Here is a 21,851-nt window from a genome sequence, read left to right as displayed (position 1 = left end):
CCTTCAGCCCAGCGGCGCTCGGGCGGGCTGCCAGAGAACCTGGACATATATTTATTTAGTGTTCACATATTAGCGTCGGCGGGCCGTACCGGCGCGGCTGGCTGTGGCAACTTTGTTTGACCATTAGTCAAGCGGCGGGGTAAAGTTGGCTGAACCGAGACCACCAGGGCGATACAATGAACGAGCTGCCGGACAGTTGTGCGCCGCCGAAAGCGCTGCCGAACAAGCGCGAAACGCTCAAGCGGATCCTCGAAGCGGCGCGGCGCGAATTCGTTGGCAAGGGCCTGGCCGATGCGCGTGTCGACGACATCGCGCAGGCAGCGGGCGTGACCAAGCAGCTGGTGTATCACTACTACCGCAGCAAGGAGGAGCTGTTCGCCTGCGTGCTGGACGAATCGTCGGCGCAGGCGATGAACGAACTGGTGACGCTGGAGCTGGACCACCTGGCGCCGCGCGCGGCACTGCGCGCCCTGCTCCAGGGGATGGTCCAGCCTTACGAGGAAGGCGAACTGAGTGCGCTGGCCCAGGAAGGCATCCGTTTCCACGAAAGCCGGGCAACGCCGCGCAACAGTTTTACCGAGCTGGCGCCGCGCCTCAGGCTCAAGCTGAAGAAAACGCTCGAACGCGGCATCTCCAGCGGCGACTTCCGGGCCGACGTCGATCCCGACATGCTGCTCGCCGTCGCCGCGCTGGCCACCACCAGCGCCTGGGTCAACCGCTATACGGTGTCGACGCTGTGCGGCCTGGACATGGCGAGCGCGCCTGACGCCGAGACCTGGCGCCGCTTCTCGGTCGATTTCGTGCTCTCGGCGCTCGAACGCGAACGCAGCAGCGAACATCCGCTGACACGCCCCGTCGCTGTGTTCAAGGCGCCAGGAAGCGGCTGACGCGGCGCGCTGCGATCCGACCCGGCAGGCCGTTGATCCCGCCGCCCGGGTGGGTGCCGGCGCCGCCCAGGAACAGGCCGGCCAGCGGCAGCTTGTCGGTGCCCAGTCCCGCGGCGGGACGCATCAAGGCGCTGCGCGCCGGGCTGGTATCGATATGCACCACGCAGCCGCGGTGCACATTCAGGCGCTCGGCGAGGTCGGGCGCCGCTTCGATCCTGCGCCCGATCTCGTGGCTCGCCAGTCCGTCCATGTACTGCGATGCCTGGTCGATCACTTGCTGCCCGACCTGTGCGCGAATCGCGTTCCAGCCCTCGCGCGGCTCGACCGGCATCGCCACCGGGTACAGGTAGACCACATCCTGCCCCGGCGGCGCCTGGCCCGGGTCGACGGCGCTCGGCGCCGTGATCCACATGTAGGGCAAGGGCGAGACTTCGCCGCGCGCGGCCGCGCGAAAATTGTCGAGGACCGCATCGGACGTGCCGATCAGGAGCACGCTCTTGCGCAGGCTCAGGCCGTCCGGGCGCAGCGCTTCATGGCGGCTGTACGCGACCTGCCCCGAAAGCGCGACGTCGACTTTCAGCGGCGACGCTCCATGCGCATTCGCCGGCGCCAGCGCCACGCGCGTCAGCGTACGGCGGTCGAGTGCCCCGGGCGTGACCATCTCGAGCGCCATTTTCGGATGGATGGAGGCGATCACCGCGCGCGCACCGATCACGGCGCCGCTCTTCAGGCGCACGCCCTTTGCGACACCCGCCTCGGCGATGATTTCCGCGACCGGCGCGCCGGTCATGATCTCGCCGCCCAACTCGCGCAAGCGCGCGGCCAGCGCGTTCGAGAGGGTCTGCATGCCGCCCACCGCGCGCCCCAGGCCAAAACGATGGATGAAGCCGAGCAGCGCAAAGTAAATGCCGGTCGCTTCGCCGGCGATCGGTCCGGCAGCACCGAGCAGGCAGCACAGGGCCGACTGGGTCACGGGATGCTCGAAACGCTCCATGATCGAGGTGTAGGCCGGGCTGCCGATCAGCGCCATCAGCTCCGGCTTGAGCGCGCGGTTCCTGAACATGGTCCGGAAGGCCTGCCATTTGGCGCCGAGGTTGCGCTGGGCCGGGTCGACCCGCATCATCGGGATGGCGACGTCGATGAAGGCGTTCACCAGCGTCATCAGGGAGAGAAACTCGTCGGCATCGCGCGCCGAGAAGCGCCGGATCTCGGCCGCGGTGTCCTGCGCGCTGCGGCCAAACACCAGCGAATTGCCGTCCGGGTGGAGATAGACGTAGCCAGGGTTCATCTCGACCTGGCGAAAGCCATGCCGCTCGAGCTGCAGCTCCTGCGGCATCATCGGATGGACGCGCAAGGACATCAGGTCGAGGGCGCAGGGATGGATCAGGTGCTGAGGCGCGTCAGGAATCAGGTAGCCGCTCGACGCCATGCCGCCGACTTTTTCGCGCGCTTCGATGACAACCACCTTTTTTCCCGCTTCGGCCAGGTAGCAGGCGGCGGCCAGGCCGTTGTGTCCGCCGCCGACAATCGCCACGTCGTATTGCTTGTCCCGATTCATCCTGTCTCCTCCGGTTTTGTTTTGAACTCCGCCGGATTGAAGCACGAGGCCGGGCCTACAGCCTGAAGAACAGTTTTACCCGAGGTAAAGCGTGGGCGCTCAGCGGCGCGCGACGCGGCCCGACAGCAGCATGACGACGAAGCGCTCCATGCGCCGCATCAGGTTGCGGCGGTCGGCGCCGGACGGTACGAGCACGTCGCTCAGGATGAATCGCACGATCAGCTCGCCGATCAGCTCGCGGTCGAGCACGATGCCGCGGCGTTCTTCCCAGGCGTCGAACACCGGCGCCAGCACGTCCTGGAAGCGGTGCACCGAATCGTGGAAGATGCGCTGGAACCAGCGGGTCGCGTACTCCGGCGCCACCAGCAGCAGGCGCCGCGCGCGGCTGCGCTCGAGGTAGTCGTCGATGAAGCCCAGCACCGCCTGGAAGCGTTCGTCGGGATCCTGGGATGCGGCCGTCGCCTCGATCAGGCGGGCATGGAACTGGTCGCGCTTATGCCGCGAAAACGCATCGAGCAGGTCGTCCTGGGACGAAAAATAGCGGTAGAAGGTGCCGCGCGAAATTCCGCTGTCGCTGCAGACGTCCAGGATCGAGATGCGCTCGGCGCCCGATTGCAGGATGATCTCTTCCGTCGTCGCGAGAATCCTGGCGATCGTGTCGCTGGAGCGCTTGTTCAGTTTGACCGGCGCCGAACTGGTGCGCACCGTGGCAGGCTTCTTCGCCTTCTCGACAGGTGCGGCCTTCTTCGCCTTCTCGACAGGCGCGGGCGGGGGCGCGGCGGACTTCGCGCGCGCGGGCGCGGGCCGTGCGGCCGCAACCGGTGATGCTTTCGTGGCTTTCGTGGCTTTCGCCGCTTTCGTGGTTCTCGCCGCTTTCGCGGCCGGTGCCGGCACCCTTGCCTGCGTCTGCTCCACGGGAGCAGCAACCGCTTTGGCCCGGACGCGAACCGCGGGGACGGCGCGGGCGCCTGCCGCGCGTGGACCGCCTGCCTTTGCGGCGCTCGTCGGTTTCTTTGATTTGACGGCAGCCGTCATCGATCTACTCCCTCATTGCATATTTTTCGTACCTGGATTGTAGCGCAAGGACCGCACGCGCAGAAGTTCGAATGGCGCCAGACCACGCAATACTTTGACACTTTTCGCGATTCTGTTTATATTCGTCTCACAACTAATCGCATGGGAGCCTGCCGGGCCATTCGGCGGAGCCCGACAACAGGAGGCAAAATGGCTGGAATGGGCAATCCCGAGACCTGGTCGCTGGGACAGCAGGATACCGTCATCGCCGCGCTCGATCGGGCCGTTGCGGCCCATCCCGAGCGGGTGCTCTTCGATTTTGGCGGCGAACTGACCACCTATGGCGAATTTGATCAACTGTCGACCCGACTGGCGCACTCGCTGGCTGCGCTCGGACTGAAGGCGGGCGACACGATCCTGACCATGCTCGACAATAATATCGACGCCGTCACCGCCTGGATCGCAGCGAACAAGCTGTGCGCCGTCAGCGTGCCGGTCAACACGGCGCTGCGCGGCGAGTTCCTTCGCCACCAGATCGCCGATGCGCGCGCCGGCATCGTCATATGCGAGGCCGACTATGTCGAGCGCATCGCCCAGGTCGCCGAAGGCCTGCCGGATGTCACGGTGATCCTGTACCGCGGCGCGCTGGCAAGCCACCCGGCGTGCCCGGTGCGCATTGCACCGCTCGATGAATACCGCGGCCAGTGCGTCGATCCGATCGTCGTCAAGCCGGCGCCATCGGACCTGGCCTGCATCGTCTACACCTCGGGCACCACGGGCCCGTCGAAGGGCTGCATGCTGAGTTACAACTACATGTGCAATCTGGCGCGCCTGCAGCTGCGCGCGGGGCCTGCCACCGACAAGGACATCACGATCACCCCGCTGCCGCTGTTCCACATGAACGCCATGTGCGTTGGCGTGCTGTCGAACATCATGGTGGGCGCGCGCGTCGCGATCGTGCCGCGCTTCTCGGTGTCGAATTTCTGGCCCGAGGTGGAGCGCAGCGGCGCCACCATCGCCTCGATCCTCGGCGGCATGGGCGGCCTGCTGGCGCAGGCTCCCGACAGCGAGGCCATGCGGCGCTGCGTCGGCCAGATCCATACCGTGCGCGGCAATCCCTTTACCGAGGAGACGAAGCAGGTCTGGCGCGAGCGTTTCGGTGCGCGCCAGGTCGGCGGCAATGGCTATGGACTGACCGAGGCGAGCGTCATCACCTCGCTGGCCGGCGGCGAGTACGCCGCACCCGGCTCGTCCGGCAAACGCATTCCTGACTTTGACGTGCGTATCGTGGACGACCTCGACCGCGAGCTGCCGGCCAACACCCCTGGCGAAATCGTCGTGCGCCCACTGCGGCCCGACATCATGTTCATGGGCTACTGGGGACGTCCGGCGGACACCATGAAGGTGATGCGCAACATGTGGTTCCACAGCGGCGACATCGGCAAGTTCGACGACGACGGCTTCTTCTACTTCGTCGACCGCAAGAAGGATTACCTGCGCCGGCGCGGCGAGAACATCTCCAGTTTCGAAATGGAGTCGGCATTCGCCGTCCATCCCGACATCGAGGAGGTCGCGGTGCATGCGGTTCCGTCCGAGCGCGGCGAGGACGACGTCAAGGTCACGGCGATCCTGAAACCCGGCTGCGTCCTGCAGCCGGAAGCCCTGTTCCACTGGGCGGTCGATGCGGTGCCCTACTACGCCTTGCCCCGCTATATCGAGTTCCGCGATGCGATGCCGAAGAATCCCCAGGGCCGGGTCCTCAAATACCAGCTGCGCGAGGAAGGCTGCACTGCCACCACCTGGGACCTCGAGCGCACCGACATCAAGGTCAGCAAGCGCTGATCGCGCCGCTTCTTTACTCAACCTGGAGACACCGGCATGACGATACTGACCCACATTACACTGGGCACGACGGACCTGGAACGCGCCAAGACCTTCTACGACCACGTGCTCGAGCCGCTGGGCTACGCGCGCCTGCTCGGTGTCAGCGGACGCATCTGCGGCTGGGGCATCGGCGCGGCGCAGTTCATGGTCGGCTACCCGCGCAACGGCGAGCCGGCCACGGCCAGCAACGGCTTCACCATCGGCCTGGCCGCGCCCAGCCGCGCAGCCGTCGCGGAATTCCACCGCCGCGCCATCGAACTGGGCGCGACCGACGAGGGCGCGCCCGGGCCGCGCCCGTTCGCTCCCGACGCCTACGCCGCCTATATCCGCGATCCCGACGGCAACAAGATCGCCGTTTCCTGCCGCAGTCCGCAGTAGAACAGGCGAGCGCGCGATCGTCGATCGCCCCGCTCCGCCGCCATCGCATCGCTTGTCATACCGACCCGGCCTGCGCACCCTGCGCCTGGCCCGGGCGGGTTCGTCACACCCATAAAAACACGGAGACCATGCATGACCCATTTTGCGAAGGCAGGACTGCTTGCGGGCAGCTGCGCCATGTCGATGATCGGCGGCGCGGCCTGCGCCGCGTCGCCCACCGCGGCGCCGGAGCAGCAACTCGACGCCACGCCCGCGGAGGCGGCGGCGCCGGTCGCCAAGGTCGTGGTCACCGCGCAGCGGCGCGAACAGGCCTTGCAGGACGTGCCGGCGGCGGTGACCGCCATCGGCACGGCCGAACTGGCCAACAAGCAGATCGTCGACGTCAAGGCGCTCAGTGCGAATGCGCCATCGCTCCTGATCGTCGACACGCCGGTCGGCAAGAACAACATGATCATCGGCATGCGCGGCATCGCCCCGACCTCGATTTCGTCGAACAACGACCCGACCGTCGGGATCTATGTCAACGGCGTCTATTATGCGCGTACGGCCGGCGCCAACGCGGCGCTGGTCGACATGGAATCGGTCGAGGTCATCCGCGGCCCGCAAGGTACGCTGTTCGGCCGCAACACGATCGGCGGCGCACTGAACATGACGACGAAGGCGCCAAAGCAGGCGTTCGAGGGTAGCTTGCGGGTCGGCGCGGGCAACTTCGACCAGCGCGCGCTGGGCGGCGTCCTGAACATCCCGCTCGGCGACAAGGTGGCGGCGCGGATCGTGGTGGACGCCCTCCAGCACGACGGCTACGGACGCAGCGCCACGCTGGGCCAGCAACTGGGCGACGAGGATCGCCGGTACGTGCGTGCCTCGCTGCGGGCCCGGCCGACGCGCGACCTCCTGCTCGACCTGACCTGGGACCGCTTCCGCAGCGACGCCGCTTCCCAGGTCTGGATCGTCAATTACTTCGATCCCGCGGTCGCCGCAGCGTCATTGGCCCCGGTCGCGCAGTACCTGCAAAGCGGGGGATATACCAGTTACGCAGGCTTCAACCCTGCCAACACGACGGATGTCGACAACTCCACCGCCACGCTGCGCTGGAATACCGGCCCCGCCACGTTCAAGTCGATCAGCGCCTACCGCCACCTGGACACGGTGAGCGGCTACGACCTGGACGCGACACCGGCCTTCGTCAACCAGCTGCAGCGTTACGGCGTGAGCGGCCACCAGTTCACGCAGGAGCTGCAAGTGTATGGCAGCGCCCTCTCCGACCGCCTCGACTGGATCGCCGGCGCCTACTACTTTACCGAGTCGCTGCGCGACAGCAGCCTGGTGACGACCCCGTCCGGCGCCGCGGCGCTGGGGCGCCTCAACGAATTCGATTCGGAGCAGACCTCGAGCAGTATCTTCGGCCAGCTGACCTATGCCATTCTGCCGAACCTGCGGGCGACGGCCGGTGCGCGCCTGGTGAAGGACAGGCGCGACGTCGACTACCATGCACCGCGCTATCTGACCACCACCGGCGCCCAGCTGGCCGGCAGCGGCGGCTGCGCGCTGGCTGCGGCGGGACTCGACCAGGGCGGCTGCCATTACGTGCCGCCGACGCTGCGCTCGGACTACACCCCCTGGACGCTCGGCCTCGATTACAAGTTCGGGGATGGCACCCTGGTGTACGGCAAGGTGTCGCGAGGCTTCCGCTCCGGCGGCTTCCAGCCCGCCGGCGGGACCAGCCGCTTCGCCTATGATCCCTTCGACAAGGAGCAAGTCGTGTCCTATGAGGCCGGTTCCAAGACGGAGCTGTTCGAGCGCAGGCTGCGCCTGAACCTCGCTGCCTACATTGCCAAATACGGCGACATCCAGCAAATCGCCCCTCACCTTCCACCGGGCAGCAGCACGACCGTCAGTTCGGTGATCAACGCCGGCGACGCGACCGTCAAGGGCCTGGAACTGGACGCACAACTGCGCCTGGGTCAGCTGAACCTGACGGCCGGCATCGGGCTCACCGATCCCGAGTTCGACAACGGTCCCTTCCAGGGACTGTCCTTCGTCACCACGGCAAAGGAGACGTATTCCCTGGCCGCCGACTATCCGCTGGCGACGCCGCTCGGGCGCCTCGACCTGCATCTCGACTATAACTGGCGTTCCGCTGTCATGTTCTTCCAGCCTGTCAATACGAATGCCCTGCCCTTCCGTCCTTTGAATCCGGGCCAGGTCGCATCGAACACCCAGGCGGGCTATGGCTTGCTCAACGCGCTGTTCACCTTGAACCTGCCCGGCACCAACACCCGCGTCTCTCTGTGGGGCAAGAACCTGGGAGGCAAGTATTACTGGGCGCGTTCGAATTCGTTCTTCTTGCAGGGATATAACAACCAGACACCGGGCGACCCGCGCACCTTCGGCATCAATGTCGACTACCGCTTCTGAGCCTGCCTTCACTGGAAAACGCCATGGACAATCTCCCACCGCAACGGCTCGATGCGCCATATCCGAGCCTGCAATATGCCGCTTACGTGATCGCCGTACTGTTCCTGATCACCCTGTTCTCCCAACTGGACCGACAACTGCCGGCCTTGCTGGTGCGTCCGATCCGTGCCCAGTTCGCCATCTCGGACACGGCTTTCAGCCTGCTGCAGGGCTACGCGTTCTCGATCTGCTATACGCTGATGGGCCTGCCGCTCGGGCGCATGGTCGACCGCGCGACACGGCGCAACCTGATCTTCTGGGGCATGCTGTTCTGGACCGCGATGACGGCGGCATCCGCCTTCGCCGGTTCATACACGATGTTGTTCATTGCCCGCATGGGCGTCGGCGTTGGCGAGGCCGTACTGGCGCCGGCGGCCTATTCGATGATTGCAGACTATGTCGCGCCCGAGCGCCGCGGGCGCGCCCTCGCCTTTTATTACACCTCGCTGGCGGTGGGTTCGGGTGCGTCGATGCTGCTCGGCGGCTGGCTGCTGGGCGCCATTCCGAACGAAGGGATGGAATTGCCCATGCTCGGCCTGCTGCCGGCCTGGCGGATATGTTTTCTTGCTGCTGCGGCGCCGGGTATCGGGCTCGCGCTGCTGTTGCTGACCGTACGCGAGCCGGTGCGCCGCGAACTGAGTGCCAAGGCGGAGGCTTGCTCGGTCGGCGAATTCCTCGCCTTCCTGAAGCAGCATCGCCGGACCTTTGCGCGCCTGCTGACCTATCCGGCGCTGCTCGCCATGATCGGCTACGGCATGCTGTCCTGGGCGCCGGCGCTGTTCGAGCGGCGCTTCGACATGCCGGTCAGCCGGGCTGGCATCGTCCTCGGCCTGATCATTGCCGCGGCCGGCCTGAGCGGAACCCTGTTCAGCGGCTTCCTGAGCGACCGCTGGCTGCGCATGAAGGTCGAAGCCGCGCGTTTTCGCGTCGCGCTGGTCGGCACCGTGATCTGCGCGCCGATGGCCGTGCTGTGGCCGCTGGCTGGCAGCGCGACGGCGGCATTCGTCATGCTCGGTGTTTCCGTATTTGGCCTGAGCATCTCGCAGGCCGCGGCGCCGGCGTGTATCCAGGAAGTGTGTCCAAACAATATGCGGGGCCAGGCCATTTCGGTGTACCTGCTGATCGCCGGATTGCTTGGCATCGGCCTGGGCCCCACGCTGGTTGCCCTGGTGTCGGACCATGCCTTTCACGGCGGCTCCAGGCTGCATTACGCGCTCAGCGCGACCGTGCTGCCGACTGCGCTGGTGGCTATTTGGCTCTGCTGGTCGGGCCTGAGGCCATTTGCGGTGACGCGCAATGCGGTCAGGACCGGCAGCGAGGGAAGATCTTGACCTGAGCATGTACATACACCTGCTGCTCAGTGCAAAACGCTAACGCTTGCATCTCCTGAGAACGATGGCAAATATAAGCTGCAGATCGCGCTGGGTGCGTCGCAAAAAAGAGCGCCCGCAAGAGCTGATAGCGTCAGCGCTCGCGCTGTTTGTCGAGCGAGGCTATGCATCGACTCGTCTTGAGGACGTTGCCCGCCGTGCTGGCGTATCCAAACCCACTTTGTATCTGTACTTCAAGAGTAAAGAAGAACTCTTCAAGGCCGTAGTGCACGCCGGTGTCGTTCCCGCCATTGCCGAGATCGAGACCCTGCTTGCCGAGTTCGAAGGGCATAGCACCGAGCTCATGCGGCACGCGGTCTTGCAGTGGTGGGTGCATGTCGGCGTAAAAAAGGGGGCCGGCCTGATCCGGGTCGTTACGGCGGAAGCTAATCAGTTCCCGGAGCTGGCTATGTTCTACCGTGCTGAAGTGATCGATCGCGATAGGAGACTGATTGCCAAAGTGATCGAACGCGGAATAGCCCGAAATGAGTTCCGGCAGGTCGACGTTGCCCTGGCCACCCATGTGCTTACTTCGGCCATGCTCATGCTGACCATGTGGAATAACGTGGTTCAGCCATCGAATCACCTCGTCCCCGACCCTGTGATATTCCTTGAGACCCTTGTCGATCTGATGCTAGCTGGGCTGTTGCCAAAATAAAGAACTATATGACGGTACTTGTGATCTGAGAGCGGCACTCACTGCGCGGTCGCATTGGGTTGTTGACGAGGCTAAGTCAGACATTATTCCCATAATGTCAGATGCTGGCTGATACCGTCCACCGGGTGCTCCCGATGACTCGCATGTTTCACTCACTGAAAGTAGGGCTGTGCTTTGACGTATAAGCTTGCGCGCATACCTCGCAGAGTCCATCAATCAGCACGGTCAGCTCATTGACCGATCCGTTAAGTATCGTTTACGTCCCAGCGCCTGTCCCTAGCGTATAGCAACGATACCTGTATAGAGTTGCCCATACAAAACAATCACACATTTACTTCATCGCCTTCGGACAATCACACATTTGCTTCATAACTAGTCACACATTTCCTTCATCGGACGGTAGTTCAGCTACCCAACCTGAACCCGCGATAGCGCTTCGCAAGCCTGGCGCACGCCACCTCCCTTGCATAGATGCTGAATCTGATGCAAAATTGATCCATATTTGATGCGGGAGGTGGTATGAGGACGACGGTCACAATCGACGATGAGCTGTATGCGAAAGCCCTGGACATGGCTGACCCGGAGATGGACCGGGCAGACCTGTTCCGGGAAGCCATCAAAACGTTTGTTCGGGTGCAGGCGGCAAAACGTCTCGCAGCACTTGGCGGCGCGTCACCGGAGATGCCTGAGGTGCCGCGTCGCGGCACTGAATTGGTATGACCAGCGGTGTCTTGGTCGACACCTCGGTATGGGTCGATCATTTTCGGCACCGCAACGAGGCTCTCGTCAATTTACTGACGCTGGATCTGGCGTTAACGCATCCGATGATCGTGACAGAGCTGGCATGTGGTACGCCGCCAGCGCCGCGGGCGCGCACGCTGAGTGACATCGGAATGCTTCCGCAAACGCGGCAAGCGAGTCTCAACGAAGTGAGAGAACTGATCGAGCGTGAACAGCTGTTTGGGCTGGGATGTGGCCTGGTCGACCTGGCTCTGCTGGCGTCGGCCCTGCTGACGCCAGGCGCCCAGTTATGGACACAAGACAAGCGTCTCGTGCAGTTGGCACAGCGGTTCCAGATCGCCTACGAGCCAGCTCGACACTAGGAAAGATTTGTGTTCGTTCGAAACCTGACGTGCGTGACTGCCGTGGCCATGCCGATAATGCAATGATGAGGGTACTGGATACTGTACGGACGCGGGTCGGTCAGGATTTGACACCGACCCACGATTCAGCCTCGTCAAGCGCTTCGTTGTACGCCTCTGCCAAGAGGTAAGCATGGCGTGCGGCGGCGGGTATCGCTGAAGCAGCCATCATCAGCCAGTGTCGGCGCTTCTCCTCGGTCAACCCGTTCCACCACGCGATCCCTGCGGAGGCGTTTTCCTCTTCGACCGGAAAGACGCCTCCGCCTGCCTCCTGTCCGTTCTCGAGCAGCTTTAGATTCCAACCAGCTCCCAAATCCGCCGGTCGTGGATGGATTTCGTAACTGCGGCCCATTTATTCCTTCTCAACAGTAAGCAAGTTACCGAAGTCTATACTTGCTTGATTTGCGCAGCTAGCCCAACCACGCAGCTTCAGCTGCCGATGGGTGCGAACACATATTTGTACCGCCGCAATGACTGCAGTTACCTTAGCCATTATTAAGTAAACTACTGAAGAGATACCCCAACCGAGCACGTGGAACAGCTTTTGGGCGGCAAAACGAGGCCTCGGAAGTCTAGGTATCGCGTGGTTTCCGGATCAGTTCGAAATCGATAGGTGAGGTTGTACAGGGACGGTACGGGTTCGTCATAAAGTCGGCCGAGCGTGGTGTCGCCGGCTGTAACGGAGCGTCGCAAGGCGACCGGGGATTGAAGGTTTCGTCTAAGAATGATTACAATGCGCGCTATCCCACCTGTCGAGCCACAAGAAGTGCGTTCGAATGCGCCATTGTGACGCGCGCTGCCGCGCCCAGCCGGCACAGCAATCGATGTATCGACATCGTATGCGTCACGCTCATCCAATATGAAACGAGAAGACCCAGTGACCAATACCCGGCAAATTAACCTGAACACCTACTCACTGGCCGAGTTGCGCCTGCTCAACAATAAAGTCGCAGACCAGATCAGCGCCGCCGAAACGAAGCTGCTGGAAGAAGCCCGGCGCAGGATCCACGAAATCGCCCGTGAGGCAGGTATCCCCATCGAACAACTCATGGCAAATCCGCGCAAGGAACGCAGGTCGACAGCCATTTACGTCAATCCCGACGATGAAACGCAGACCTGGAATGGCATTGGCCGCAAGCCTGCCTGGATCAAGGTCTGGCTTGATGGCGGGATCCCTCTCGCCGATCTCCGCGCTTCATAGTACGGCACCAGGGTAGGCCCAACACCCAGTTCGGAACGGTCGGCTCATGGCAGTAGTACTATCTTGCGATGCTGCCAGTTCTGCCAATCTAACTATCCATACTGGCCGGTATTTCCAGTCGATGCGAAGCATCTTCTTAACTCGACATTACCAATTATAATGTCGAGTCAAGTCAACCGTTCCCGCCTGCAGCAGATGAAAATGCGGATGTTCTGTCTCGACATGACTGAAGACTTTCAAAAGCGGAACACCTTGCGTACGGTTGCATACCGTAATTGGTCTTCCGCATTGACGGATAGAACACCTAGTTATGATGTTTAAGACGTGTCCGGATCTGCTCCATAGAGCTATCTGCTTCACGGTTCCAGATAGAGTCCCCGTTCTGCACCAAAGTTCCTGGGGACATAAATCTTCCAATGTTCATCAAGAACAGGGGCTGTCATCTGATGTGCCAAGTAAAAGTTCCGGTCACGCGGCCGTACCCGAAATGACGCAAGCTGCCCGTCACTAAAGCCTGCTTGGCTAAGATACCATCCTACTGCCTGATGGTACGGGTACACGTAGTCCAGCGCTGTCAGATATCCCGCCATCTTTTCAATGTCAATACGGTCCCGAGCCAATATAAAGCCGCGAAGCACATTCTCTACCCCTCCGGCGTAGTGTGGCCTGACCACAATATCTATCAGTGTTCTTTCAAGATCCGTGACCCTGACAGTTGCGGGCTCAGAATGAACCGTCCTAACACCGAGCGTTTCAACTCCAAGCAAACCGGTAGACATTCCATTCAGCATAACAATCTTATAATTATCAAACTGTATGAAGTTCGTTGTACACCTCGGTTTTGACCTGAATGCTAAATCGATGCTCTTCTGCTCAGGTAGTCCGCCACGTTCGTGTGCAGGCTGCTCGAAATTAAGGTAAATATCGCAGAGTCCTGGTTGCGATATATGGTGTGCCTGCATTGCGAACGCGTGAGTGAAATATGCATTGTTCCTGACCGACTGCAGGACCTCAAGCATCGGTATCTTTACCTTTGCAAACCGTTTCTCCTTCCGCTGAGGGAATGGAAAAACGTGCTCACGCAGAATCTTTGCATCCACAAGTCTTCTCGCAAATACTGGACCGGTCAGACTTTTAGAAAGATTCCAGCTCTCACGATGCTCGTCCAGCAGACCGGATATATCGATCTGCTTCAAATACCGGTTGCAAACCCATTCACAACGGCAGCGATACGGGGTTTGGCTTCACTGAATTTGTTGGCAGCCATTTTTCCAAGGCTTTGAACGTTACGTTACCGGAAAATTAACTTCAGGATAAAGACTTGGAAAAAGCATCCCCAGAGAATCCAGCGGTAGACCGAAACGAACTGGGCCGTAGGGCGAATCGCTGACCAGCAGGCGATTCGTTAGCAGTTTCGAAATCAGGGAGCGTGCACTACGCTCGGCGAGTCCGGTCATCTGGGAAAATTCACCGCGCGTGACGGGCCCCAGAGCGAATACATGGATGAGTGGAAGAATCGCTTCACGTCGAATCGACTTGTCCATCGTCGAACGGAAAATAACCAGCGCTTCGATGCGCTGCTTGATTCCGTCGAGCGCAAGCATTTTCGACATGAATGAAGACTGGTCATCACAGACTGCGAGAAAGTATTTAACCCACTCGAGTAATCCCAATGCACTCAGGTTACCGCGACCATCCAAATCCCCACGACGGGGCGAGTCCGCATTTGTCAGCGCGGAATAATATGCATCAGTTGACCGTGCAAGGCCGCGACTGGTAGACCACAGCCCTTCGGACAGCCTCCAGATCGCGCAATGGCTTTGCAAGCGCGTTGCCCTGCCGTTTCCGTCCAAAAAAGGATGCACCCACGCTAGACGATGATGGGCGCACGCAGCAGCGATCAGAAGGCGTTCCCAGCCCCGCACGGTCCCGTACACCTGATCGATCCTATAGAGAAACGCAGGAATGGCGCTCGCTTTCGGAGGAATATGATTCCCGACCGATACTTCCCGGCTTCTTAACTCACCAGGAACTATTACCTCTCCATCATCAGAGATCCGGTCAGACAGGTCTAGTCTTTCATAAAGTGTACGATGTGCCGCGATCAGAAATGATGAGCTCAACGGCGATGTAACGTGCGTATGTTTTTCAAGTTCTTTCTCCGCTTCTATATGGGCCTTCGCAATCCGCTGCAGTCGTGCTTCATCCGGACGATGCGAAAAATCATTTTTCAGGGCGCTTTCGATGTTGTACGGGTGAGTACTCTGACCTTCGATGCGGTTGCTGTAGTACGAGTTCATCTGCCGAACAAGCTCGCGCAGAGTTGCCCTTGTGCTCTCATGGACTGCTGACCTAAGCGCAATGGACGAGGCTACCACCCTCTCAGCAACAGGCAGAACCTCCTCGAGCTGGCGGTCAGTCAACATAAGAGGTTCAAATTGATGAGGGGAATTGTACATAATTTTGCCGCTTTTCCTGCCGGTGCGAAAGTTAGCGTAAGCGCCTGATTATACACGTACTTTCTGACTACATAGGGTCTACTTTGAGCCTATTCTTGCCGCTTTGTTTTCCGCTCTGACTGCCGCTTTGGTTGCCTTCGCCGCGACACCTGAATCGCCACGGGTTTCCTAGACACTCGCGAGCCGCTGGAAATACTGCTTTTCATATTCGACCGGCGACAAGTCATTGCTGAAGCTGTGCCGGCGCTTCGGATTGTAAAACATCTCGATGTAATCGAAGACATCCTGCTTTGCTTCGTCCCGGGTGCCGTAAGTCTTGCGTCGGATTCGTTCCCTTTTTAAGAGCTGGAAGAAGCTCTCGGCCACGGCGTTATCGTGGCAGTTTCCTCGTCGGCTCATGCTTTGCTGTAGATTGTGCTGGTCCAGGAAGTCGCGCCAGTCATAGCTGCTGAACTGACTGCCCTGATCAGAATGCACCATCACCGTATTCTTGGGCTGCCGCCGCCAGACCGCCATCAAAAGCGCATTCATTGCCAGCTCGCGATCGATGCGTGAACTCATCGACCAGCCAATTACCTGGCGCGAGAACAGATCAAGCACCACGGCCAGATAGAGCCAGCCCTCATAAGTGCGGATGTACGTAATATCTGTTACCCAGACGCGATTGGGTTCTTGCACGTCAAATTGGCGTTGAAGATGGTTGGGCGCCACTAGCGAAGGCGCGCCGCCGCGCTTGTATTTGCGCTTGGCGTAGCCGGTTTGCGAACAAATCCCGGCCGACCTCATAAGACGGTGGACGCGATTGATGCCGCATTGTTCACCGAGCTCACGCAGATCGTCGCTGACTTTGCGATAGCCGTACACGCTGCCGCTTTCCAGCCATGACTCCTTGACCGGCACGAGTAGACGCTTGTCTTCTCTGGCCCGCTTGCTTTCAGGATTCAGGCGCCAAGCATAGAAGCCGCTCGGATGCACCTCGAGCACTTTGCACAGCAGGCGCACCGGGAATTGGTCCTGTAACTGAGCAATTAAGGTGTACCTTACCCGGACGTCTTGGCAAAGTACACCGCGGCCTTTTTCAATATGTCACGCTCCTCCGTGACGCGCTTGAGCTCGGCCTTCAGGCGCCGCATCTCATCGGACTGGGCATCGACGGCTTTGCGCTCCGCCTCGGGTACGCCATAGCGTTTCGTCCAGGCGTACAGACTGTGGATGCTTATCCCGAGCCGTGCCGCTACTTCGCTCGCTGGGTGACCGCCCTGCGCCACCTGCTTGACCGCTGCAATCTTGAATTCCTCTGTGTACCGCTTACCGCTCATATCTTCTCCTTGTGCCCGACATTATGGCTCAGGAGTGTCTACGATAGTCGTGGCGATTCAGTCTAGTCTATCTAATCGAAATCATTGCTTATATTTTGCTGCACTTAGAGCGCCTAACAAAACCGTTCGACGTACCGCCAACAGATAAGTGAGCAAGCGAGCGTAAGGAATGCCTGATGGATGTCTGCTCGCCGCTCATGCCGGATGCGCAATCTGCGAAAGCGGTGTAGCCATCCCAAGGTGCGCTCAACAACCCAACACCATCGGCCGAGCCTTTCGCGGAACTCCACACCATATCGAGCGATACGTGCTGCGATACCTCGTCGGCGCAGCCAAGCCCGATGTGCTCGCGAAGCGTACGCCCGATCGGCGTGCAGCTTACCTGGACGTTTCCGTGCACGGCCGCAAAGTCCTTTAACCGCTGGGATAGCTTCGACGAGTGGAATAAGAAAACGTGAGTCGTGTACCTGGGCGCCCGAGATCTTGGCTACTAATGGCAGCCCGCGCTGATCTCCGAGCAGGTGGTGTTTGCAGCCGAGCTTGCCACGATCAGTAGGATTTCTGCCCGTGTGTTCGCCACCCGCAGGTGCGGGTACGCTGGCAGCGTCAACGCAAGCTCGATCCCACATGATTTGGTCGTGCTCGCGCAGCCGCCGAAGAACTGCCTCGTGGACGTGCTGCCAAACGCCGGCTTGCATCCACTCGTGAAGCCGACGCCAACAAGTCATGCCACTGCCGCAGCCGAGTTCGCACGGCAAATATTCCCATGGTATCCCGGTCTTTAGCACAAACAGGAAGCCAGTTAGGGTCGCGCGATCGTTGAGACGTGGCCGTCCGCCTTTTGGCGACCTACTGTGGGTCGGAAGATGAGCTGCTACAAGCGACCAAAGGTCTTCGGGAAGAAGTGCTCGGGCCATGGCATCAATCCGTTTGGGAACACGGCCGCCATCTTAGCTGCCAAAGCACGGCTGTGTACGTCCGCTGTCGACCCAAAGCAGACCTTAGTGGAAAGCGAGTCGTCCAACCCGCGTTCAGCCAAGGTAAGACGCAGTACCGAACGCACAACCTAGGTATGAGAACCCAACAGCAGCATTTCGCAATCGCGCGCCGAGTTGGCTGGTTTTCGGCCGCGCCAATCAGGACCATCTACTTCGGGAAGAATTGGATGACCGCGTGACTAGAAAGCAGCCGCGAGGCGATGGCAACTCACCTTGCGAGGCGAGTCAGGACGTCCTTGGTCGTCTGGTTCCTGCACTGGACGGATGCCGTTGCAGCGTATCGCTATCGATCATGAAAACTGCCTTTATCTATGTGTTTTCACTTGCTGGTCCGTGCAGCGCCTCCACGCGCTGGTAGGTGCTCTCGAAAATCGACGCGGCCACCACCGCCAGATCGTCACCACCATAATCAACAATGACATCGCCCGCATTCGCCTGCAGGATACCGCGCTGGCCCGACAGCACAATCTCGATCGCTGTGCTGCTACGCCAGGCCAACACCGTCTTGTGGCGCTTGACATAGGAACCGTTTTCGCCCACGTGCAGGGACGCGGCGGGGTCGTAGGATGCGAGGAAGCGTTCCCGCTGAACCGGCCAGCGCTCGCCTTCGACCCCTGTCAGAATGGCGTCTCCGGCCTGATAGCGCACTGCCCCCTCCCGGGTGTCGAGTATGCCGTCCTGCTCGGCGAACTCGACGGTGACAGGCAGCGAGCGCTTAACGGCGAGAAAGGCCCCGGGCTGAGCGGCGATGTCCAGTGGTTTCATACCAGCTCGAGCGGTTGGTCAGCCATCAGCTCGGCCCAGGCATCATGCTCGGCATACATGGTCTCGGCAGCTTGAATGGCAAGGGCGCGCAGCGCCATCGGATCGCGGCGGTGGCGCACGCTTTCGAGCGGACGTCGCAGCATCGCCAACTGCCGGTGCATGCGGTCGGAATTCTTGGTCAGGCGCTGCAGTTCCGCCTTCGATGCGATCCCGTGCATCGCGGCCGCAAGCGCCGGCAGGAATGCGGTCAGGAAGAGTGCCAAGTGCAGCTCATGAGCCATATGCTTCACGGCGCAGACAGGGCGCAACACCTCGGGTGGTACATCGCAATCGCCAGCCGCAAGGTTAAAGCCGACCCACAGGAACACTGCCCAGAACATGCCCGCGATTATGGTGCGGAGCCGGTGATGCGTGTGCTCGTAACGGCGTCGGTTGCGCTCGTGGTAAGTTTCCTGGTCTCGGATCAGCGCATCGAGGCTGTCCGCCAGGTCGTGAAACCGGGTTTCGATGCAATGCGGGCGACTCTCGCCCGGTATGCCCGCATCGCGCAGCAACTGGATTACGAGCCAGTGAAACGGCTTGTCGAGCACTGGCTGCGTCCCGAAGCCATCGTATTTCCACACACTGCGATGCAGCAGCGGCAGGTTGGCCAGCAAGGGGTGCAGGACCGCGCTCAGTCGCAAGGCTTCAGCCGACTGGCGGAAATGCAGCCAGCGGTCGTGATGGGTTACTGGTCGATGGCGATTCCCGTAGACCAGATATCCGATCAGCGCCAGCAGCAGCAACTCGACCTTGGACCAGAATGTCCCGAATCCTGGTACTTCCCCAGCCACTGCTGCAAATACCGCAAAGCTCGCTGCCAGATTGACCACCACGACCTGGTCGCGATGGCAGTAGGCCGCGTAGGTGGCTGTACGGTCAATCCGGTCGTACCATGCCCAGGTATCGGTCGGAAACTGGCTCACCTCCACGAATTCCGGCGGTCCGCGCTGGGCCTCCACCGGGCTGAAAAGTTTGATCTTCCAGTTCCCGAAGGCGCTGAGGAAGGCGGTGTAGTACATGCCGTGCCAGGTCCCGTGCTGGCCTGGATCGCCATCGGGGCGTCGCAGCAGCGCGTCAATCGCCACGGTGGCATCGGCATTCCAATAGATGGCGAGCAGCTCCGCCAGCTCCGCCGCAAGGTCGGCCGTTTTGACTCGGGAAAAGTAGCCGGCGATACGCCGCACCTGCTCCGGATCTTTGCCAAGGGTCGAGACAGCCAGCTCGTCCAGGGACTGGGGGGGGAGGATCCAGGTCGCGCCGGCAGCTTCTGCGCGCGTATCGATCCACACGATCGGCAGATGCCGGCACACGGCCTCGAGCAGGATGTGGTCGCGCTGCGCAGCGTAATCGCTCAGCGGGGCGCCATCGCAAACCACCACCGCCGCATCCGCGTACCCAAGTTTGGCTTCGTCGGCTGCTGCGGCCGCCGCGACCGCCGAATCCGGCGACGCAGCAGGTTCTTCCAAGATCAGAGCGGTGCGCTCTGGCTGCATGTCCCCGCCTCGCCAGCATGGGGCTACGACGTCCCAGGGGCAGTCGTATTTTTTCGCAATCTCTGCCGACCTGGTGTCGATGTCATCGCCAATACCGGTGAGGAGCCGCAACTGCGCACCCTGCAGCAGGCTCACATGCTGGATGCGCGGATGACCTGGTCGAGCGCTTTGACGACGCGCTCCGCCCGCACCGCATCGCCGGGGAGCCTGACACCCCGCTGGGCCATAACCCACAGGTTGCGTGCCTGCCGCCTGAACGGCGGCGCTACTGGCTGCCCATCCATCTGTGCCCCTGTGCTGGTAGTTGCTTTCATGGCTGGACCATCCCCGCCTCGCAAAAATCCGCGACCGCCAGGGCGATCCGATGGGCAAACGCGCGCTGCTGGGCCGGCTCGCGCAAACTCGGTTCGTCGTGCCTGTTGACAATGATGCCGGCCTCTACTAGCAGCGCCGGCATCCGAGCCGACTTCAGCACCACTAGTGCGTCGAACCGGTAGATACCGCGCCATGCATCGACCAGTTCCCGTTTCTCGCCCTGGATCTGCTGCGCATGATGGAGCGTCGGGACGAACCCGGCTGTGCGCAAGCGGGTCCCCAGCAGCCGCGCAAACGCGAGACTGGAAGCCGGGTCGGCGTTGTCCCGCGAAAAAAACAGCGAATAACCGCTGAAGACATCGCTGTAAAAACGCCGCCGCCCGTCCACCTCCCAGGCAGAGAGATAGCGAGGCTGGACCGAATCGTGGTGGATTGAAACAAACAGGCGCGCACCGCGCCGGTTGGCTGCAGCGCTACGATTTAATAAGGAAATGTCTTCCCCAGGTTCGCGGGTCAGCGCAACATTCGGGAAGCCGGCCTTGGCCAGCTCGGCCACGAGGGCGGCGGCAAGCTCGTCGTTGAAGCGGACTTCGGGAATCCCGCGCGCGCTGGCTGCGCCGGGCTGGCGCGGCGTGTGCCCGGGATCGATGGCGACAGGGAACGAAGCCGGATCGCAGGCGCCCGCCGTGCCACCGGCCAGAAGGATGCAGAGTGCGCCGCGGCGGATTGGCGTGCTCATTCCCGTTTCCCCGTGCTGCGCACTTTTTGTCGTTCGGCGACGATTTTCGGTTCGTCCCCTACCAGCTGCACCTCGATCTCATCGAGCGCCGTCCCGACGGCCTCCCTGGCCTGACCGCGCGCCAGCCAGGAAATGGGAAACGACAGCTTGGCCAGGTCGTCCGCCAGACGCTCGATGTCCACGGGCCCGGCCAGGCGGGTCTCCCTGTGCGGCCAGCGGCGTTGGAAGCGCTGCTTATCGTCACGGATGAATTCCCTGCCTACCTCTTTAGCGCCGAAGTAGCGCACGCGCACATCATACAGCGCCAGGATGTCGTCCATGTCGCCACTGTCCTGGACAGCGAGGTAGCGGTTGACAAAGCCGACCAGCTGTTCGTCCGTCATGGCCGCAGGGACCGGCGACGGCCTGGGCTGCTGTTGCATCTGCTCCTGCTTCTGCTCCGCTCCGAGGCGGGACTGAGCGGAGCCCGGCGGCGCTTCCGGCGGCGTCTGTGGCTGCCCCGGCGGCACGGCCTCCGGCAGCTGGACCTGCTGCTGTTTATTTGCCGCCTTACTGGCCACCTCGGCAGGCCTCGGCCATAACGCGACGACCAGTCCCGCAACCAATGCGCCACCAAGCGCCGGTGCGAGCTTCTTCCATGATGCCCACGGCGGGGCGACAGGCGGCCGCGAGGCGCCATCAGGTGCCGCCGCGCCGCCTCCCGTAGCGGCATGCGGCCCATGTGCTGCCGCTCCAGCCGGAGGCGGCGCGTGCGAGGTGCAGGCCGGCCCGAGGGCGGCGAGCAATTCCTGGTAGGCCTGCGCATACGCTGCGCTGAAATCGACGTACTGGATGCGCTGCAGGCGAAACGGCACAACGCATGGACTCATCAGTAGCGGGATGACTCGCTTGCCCGCTTCGAGCGCAAAGCTGACCTCATCCTGTACATTCGCCGAAGCGACCGAGGCCGGCGAGAGGACGACCAGCAGGCAGCCGCATTCCTTCAGCGCGCTTTCTACCGCCTCGTCCCAGCGCGACCCTTTGGGAATGTCGAGCTGATCGAGCCATAGCGCCACGCCATTGGCCCGTAGCGCACTGGCCAGCTCCAGCACAAACCCGCCGTCCTTTCTGGCGTAACTGAAAAACACCTTCGTCGCGCGGGCGTCCGGGACATCGTTCGCAGGCATGATCGT

Annotated in this window: 20 protein-coding genes; 9 read left to right on the top strand and 11 right to left on the bottom strand. The window is 61.6% G+C overall.

What is annotated here, in order from left to right; all coding sequences use genetic code 11:
• Positions 1 to 176 precede the first annotated feature (176 nt).
• Positions 177 to 887 (top strand): TetR/AcrR family transcriptional regulator, encoded by a 711-nt coding sequence (locus ACFPQ5_RS06355; RefSeq protein ID WP_379752466.1) that lies wholly within the window; start codon positions 177 to 179, stop codon positions 885 to 887.
• Here the strand turns inward: ACFPQ5_RS06355 and ACFPQ5_RS06350 are convergent.
• Both ACFPQ5_RS06350 and ACFPQ5_RS06345 read right to left on the bottom strand, forming a co-directional pair.
• Positions 865 to 2,445 (bottom strand): phytoene desaturase family protein, encoded by a 1,581-nt coding sequence (locus ACFPQ5_RS06350; RefSeq protein WP_379752464.1) that lies wholly within the window; start codon positions 2,443 to 2,445, stop codon positions 865 to 867. The genes ACFPQ5_RS06355 and ACFPQ5_RS06350 overlap by 23 nt on opposite strands.
• Positions 2,446 to 2,544: 99 nt before the next feature.
• Positions 2,545 to 3,339 (bottom strand): TetR/AcrR family transcriptional regulator, encoded by a 795-nt coding sequence (locus ACFPQ5_RS06345; RefSeq protein WP_379752462.1) that lies wholly within the window; start codon positions 3,337 to 3,339, stop codon positions 2,545 to 2,547.
• 330 nt (positions 3,340 to 3,669) lie between these two features.
• Between ACFPQ5_RS06345 and ACFPQ5_RS06340 the strand changes: the two genes are divergently transcribed.
• From ACFPQ5_RS06340 to ACFPQ5_RS06310, 7 genes are all read left to right on the top strand, one after another.
• Positions 3,670 to 5,301 (top strand): ATP-dependent acyl-CoA ligase, encoded by a 1,632-nt coding sequence (locus tag ACFPQ5_RS06340; protein ID WP_379752460.1) that lies wholly within the window; start codon positions 3,670 to 3,672, stop codon positions 5,299 to 5,301.
• A 36-nt stretch (positions 5,302 to 5,337) separates the two neighbouring features.
• Positions 5,338 to 5,721: a VOC family protein gene (locus ACFPQ5_RS06335; RefSeq protein WP_379752458.1), complete on the top strand. Its 384-nt coding sequence runs from the start codon at positions 5,338 to 5,340 to the stop codon at positions 5,719 to 5,721.
• A gap of 132 nt (positions 5,722 to 5,853) precedes the next feature.
• Complete coding sequence (locus ACFPQ5_RS06330) at positions 5,854 to 8,139, top strand: TonB-dependent receptor (protein ID WP_379752456.1); 2,286 nt, start codon at positions 5,854 to 5,856, stop codon at positions 8,137 to 8,139.
• 23 nt (positions 8,140 to 8,162) lie between these two features.
• Positions 8,163 to 9,509: a spinster family MFS transporter gene (locus tag ACFPQ5_RS06325; RefSeq protein WP_379752454.1), complete on the top strand. Its 1,347-nt coding sequence runs from the start codon at positions 8,163 to 8,165 to the stop codon at positions 9,507 to 9,509.
• 94 nt (positions 9,510 to 9,603) lie between these two features.
• Positions 9,604 to 10,206: a TetR/AcrR family transcriptional regulator gene (locus ACFPQ5_RS06320; RefSeq protein WP_379752452.1), complete on the top strand. Its 603-nt coding sequence runs from the start codon at positions 9,604 to 9,606 to the stop codon at positions 10,204 to 10,206.
• 519 nt (positions 10,207 to 10,725) lie between these two features.
• Positions 10,726 to 10,926, top strand: a complete 201-nt coding sequence (locus ACFPQ5_RS06315; protein WP_379752450.1) for a type II toxin-antitoxin system VapB family antitoxin — start codon at positions 10,726 to 10,728, stop codon at positions 10,924 to 10,926.
• The gene (locus tag ACFPQ5_RS06310; protein WP_379752448.1) at positions 10,923 to 11,309 is read left to right on the top strand and encodes a type II toxin-antitoxin system VapC family toxin; all 387 of its coding nucleotides are present in this window, start codon (positions 10,923 to 10,925) and stop codon (positions 11,307 to 11,309) included. The genes ACFPQ5_RS06315 and ACFPQ5_RS06310 overlap by 4 nt, the downstream gene beginning before the upstream one ends.
• A 100-nt stretch (positions 11,310 to 11,409) precedes the next feature.
• On the opposite strand, the gene ACFPQ5_RS06305 is transcribed toward ACFPQ5_RS06310, so the two are convergent.
• Positions 11,410 to 11,700: a hypothetical protein gene (locus tag ACFPQ5_RS06305; protein ID WP_379752446.1), complete on the bottom strand. Its 291-nt coding sequence runs from the start codon at positions 11,698 to 11,700 to the stop codon at positions 11,410 to 11,412.
• Between the two features lie 525 nt (positions 11,701 to 12,225).
• Here ACFPQ5_RS06305 and ACFPQ5_RS06300 point away from each other — a divergent pair.
• Positions 12,226 to 12,549 (top strand): H-NS histone family protein, encoded by a 324-nt coding sequence (locus ACFPQ5_RS06300; protein WP_379752444.1) that lies wholly within the window; start codon positions 12,226 to 12,228, stop codon positions 12,547 to 12,549.
• A gap of 356 nt (positions 12,550 to 12,905) precedes the next feature.
• Here ACFPQ5_RS06300 and ACFPQ5_RS06295 read toward each other — a convergent pair whose 3' ends face one another.
• From ACFPQ5_RS06295 to ACFPQ5_RS06260, 8 genes are all read right to left on the bottom strand, one after another.
• Positions 12,906 to 13,745, bottom strand: a complete 840-nt coding sequence (locus tag ACFPQ5_RS06295) for a hypothetical protein (protein WP_379752442.1) — start codon at positions 13,743 to 13,745, stop codon at positions 12,906 to 12,908.
• A gap of 90 nt (positions 13,746 to 13,835) precedes the next feature.
• A complete protein-coding gene (locus ACFPQ5_RS06290) occupies positions 13,836 to 14,975 on the bottom strand; it encodes a Fic family protein (protein ID WP_379752440.1) in 1,140 nt (379 codons plus the stop codon).
• A gap of 201 nt (positions 14,976 to 15,176) precedes the next feature.
• A protein-coding gene (locus ACFPQ5_RS06285) for an IS3 family transposase (RefSeq protein WP_379752438.1) occupies positions 15,177 to 16,327 on the bottom strand; the annotation gives its coding sequence in 2 pieces (ribosomal slippage) (positions 15,177 to 16,087 and positions 16,087 to 16,327; 1,152 coding nt in all).
• Positions 16,328 to 16,440: 113 nt separating this feature from the next.
• On the bottom strand, positions 16,441 to 17,244 hold the full coding sequence (locus ACFPQ5_RS06280) for an IS5 family transposase (RefSeq protein ID WP_379752436.1): 804 nt from the start codon (positions 17,242 to 17,244) through the stop codon (positions 16,441 to 16,443).
• 390 nt (positions 17,245 to 17,634) lie between these two features.
• A complete protein-coding gene (locus ACFPQ5_RS06275; RefSeq protein ID WP_379752434.1) occupies positions 17,635 to 18,090 on the bottom strand; it encodes a PGDYG domain-containing protein in 456 nt (151 codons plus the stop codon).
• A complete protein-coding gene (locus ACFPQ5_RS06270; RefSeq protein WP_379752432.1) occupies positions 18,087 to 19,760 on the bottom strand; it encodes a hypothetical protein in 1,674 nt (557 codons plus the stop codon). Before ACFPQ5_RS06270 ends, ACFPQ5_RS06275 begins: the two co-directional genes overlap by 4 nt.
• A gap of 175 nt (positions 19,761 to 19,935) precedes the next feature.
• The gene (locus tag ACFPQ5_RS06265) at positions 19,936 to 20,679 is read right to left on the bottom strand and encodes an N-acetylmuramoyl-L-alanine amidase family protein (protein WP_379752430.1); all 744 of its coding nucleotides are present in this window, start codon (positions 20,677 to 20,679) and stop codon (positions 19,936 to 19,938) included.
• The gene (locus ACFPQ5_RS06260; RefSeq protein ID WP_379752428.1) at positions 20,676 to 21,845 is read right to left on the bottom strand and encodes a toll/interleukin-1 receptor domain-containing protein; all 1,170 of its coding nucleotides are present in this window, start codon (positions 21,843 to 21,845) and stop codon (positions 20,676 to 20,678) included. Before ACFPQ5_RS06260 ends, ACFPQ5_RS06265 begins: the two co-directional genes overlap by 4 nt.
• Positions 21,846 to 21,851 lie beyond the last annotated feature (6 nt).

It is taken from the genome of Massilia suwonensis (assembly GCF_042655665.1).
GTDB lineage: Bacteria > Pseudomonadota > Gammaproteobacteria > Burkholderiales > Burkholderiaceae_D > Telluria > Telluria suwonensis.
This window is presented reverse-complemented; position numbering and strand designations above follow the sequence as displayed.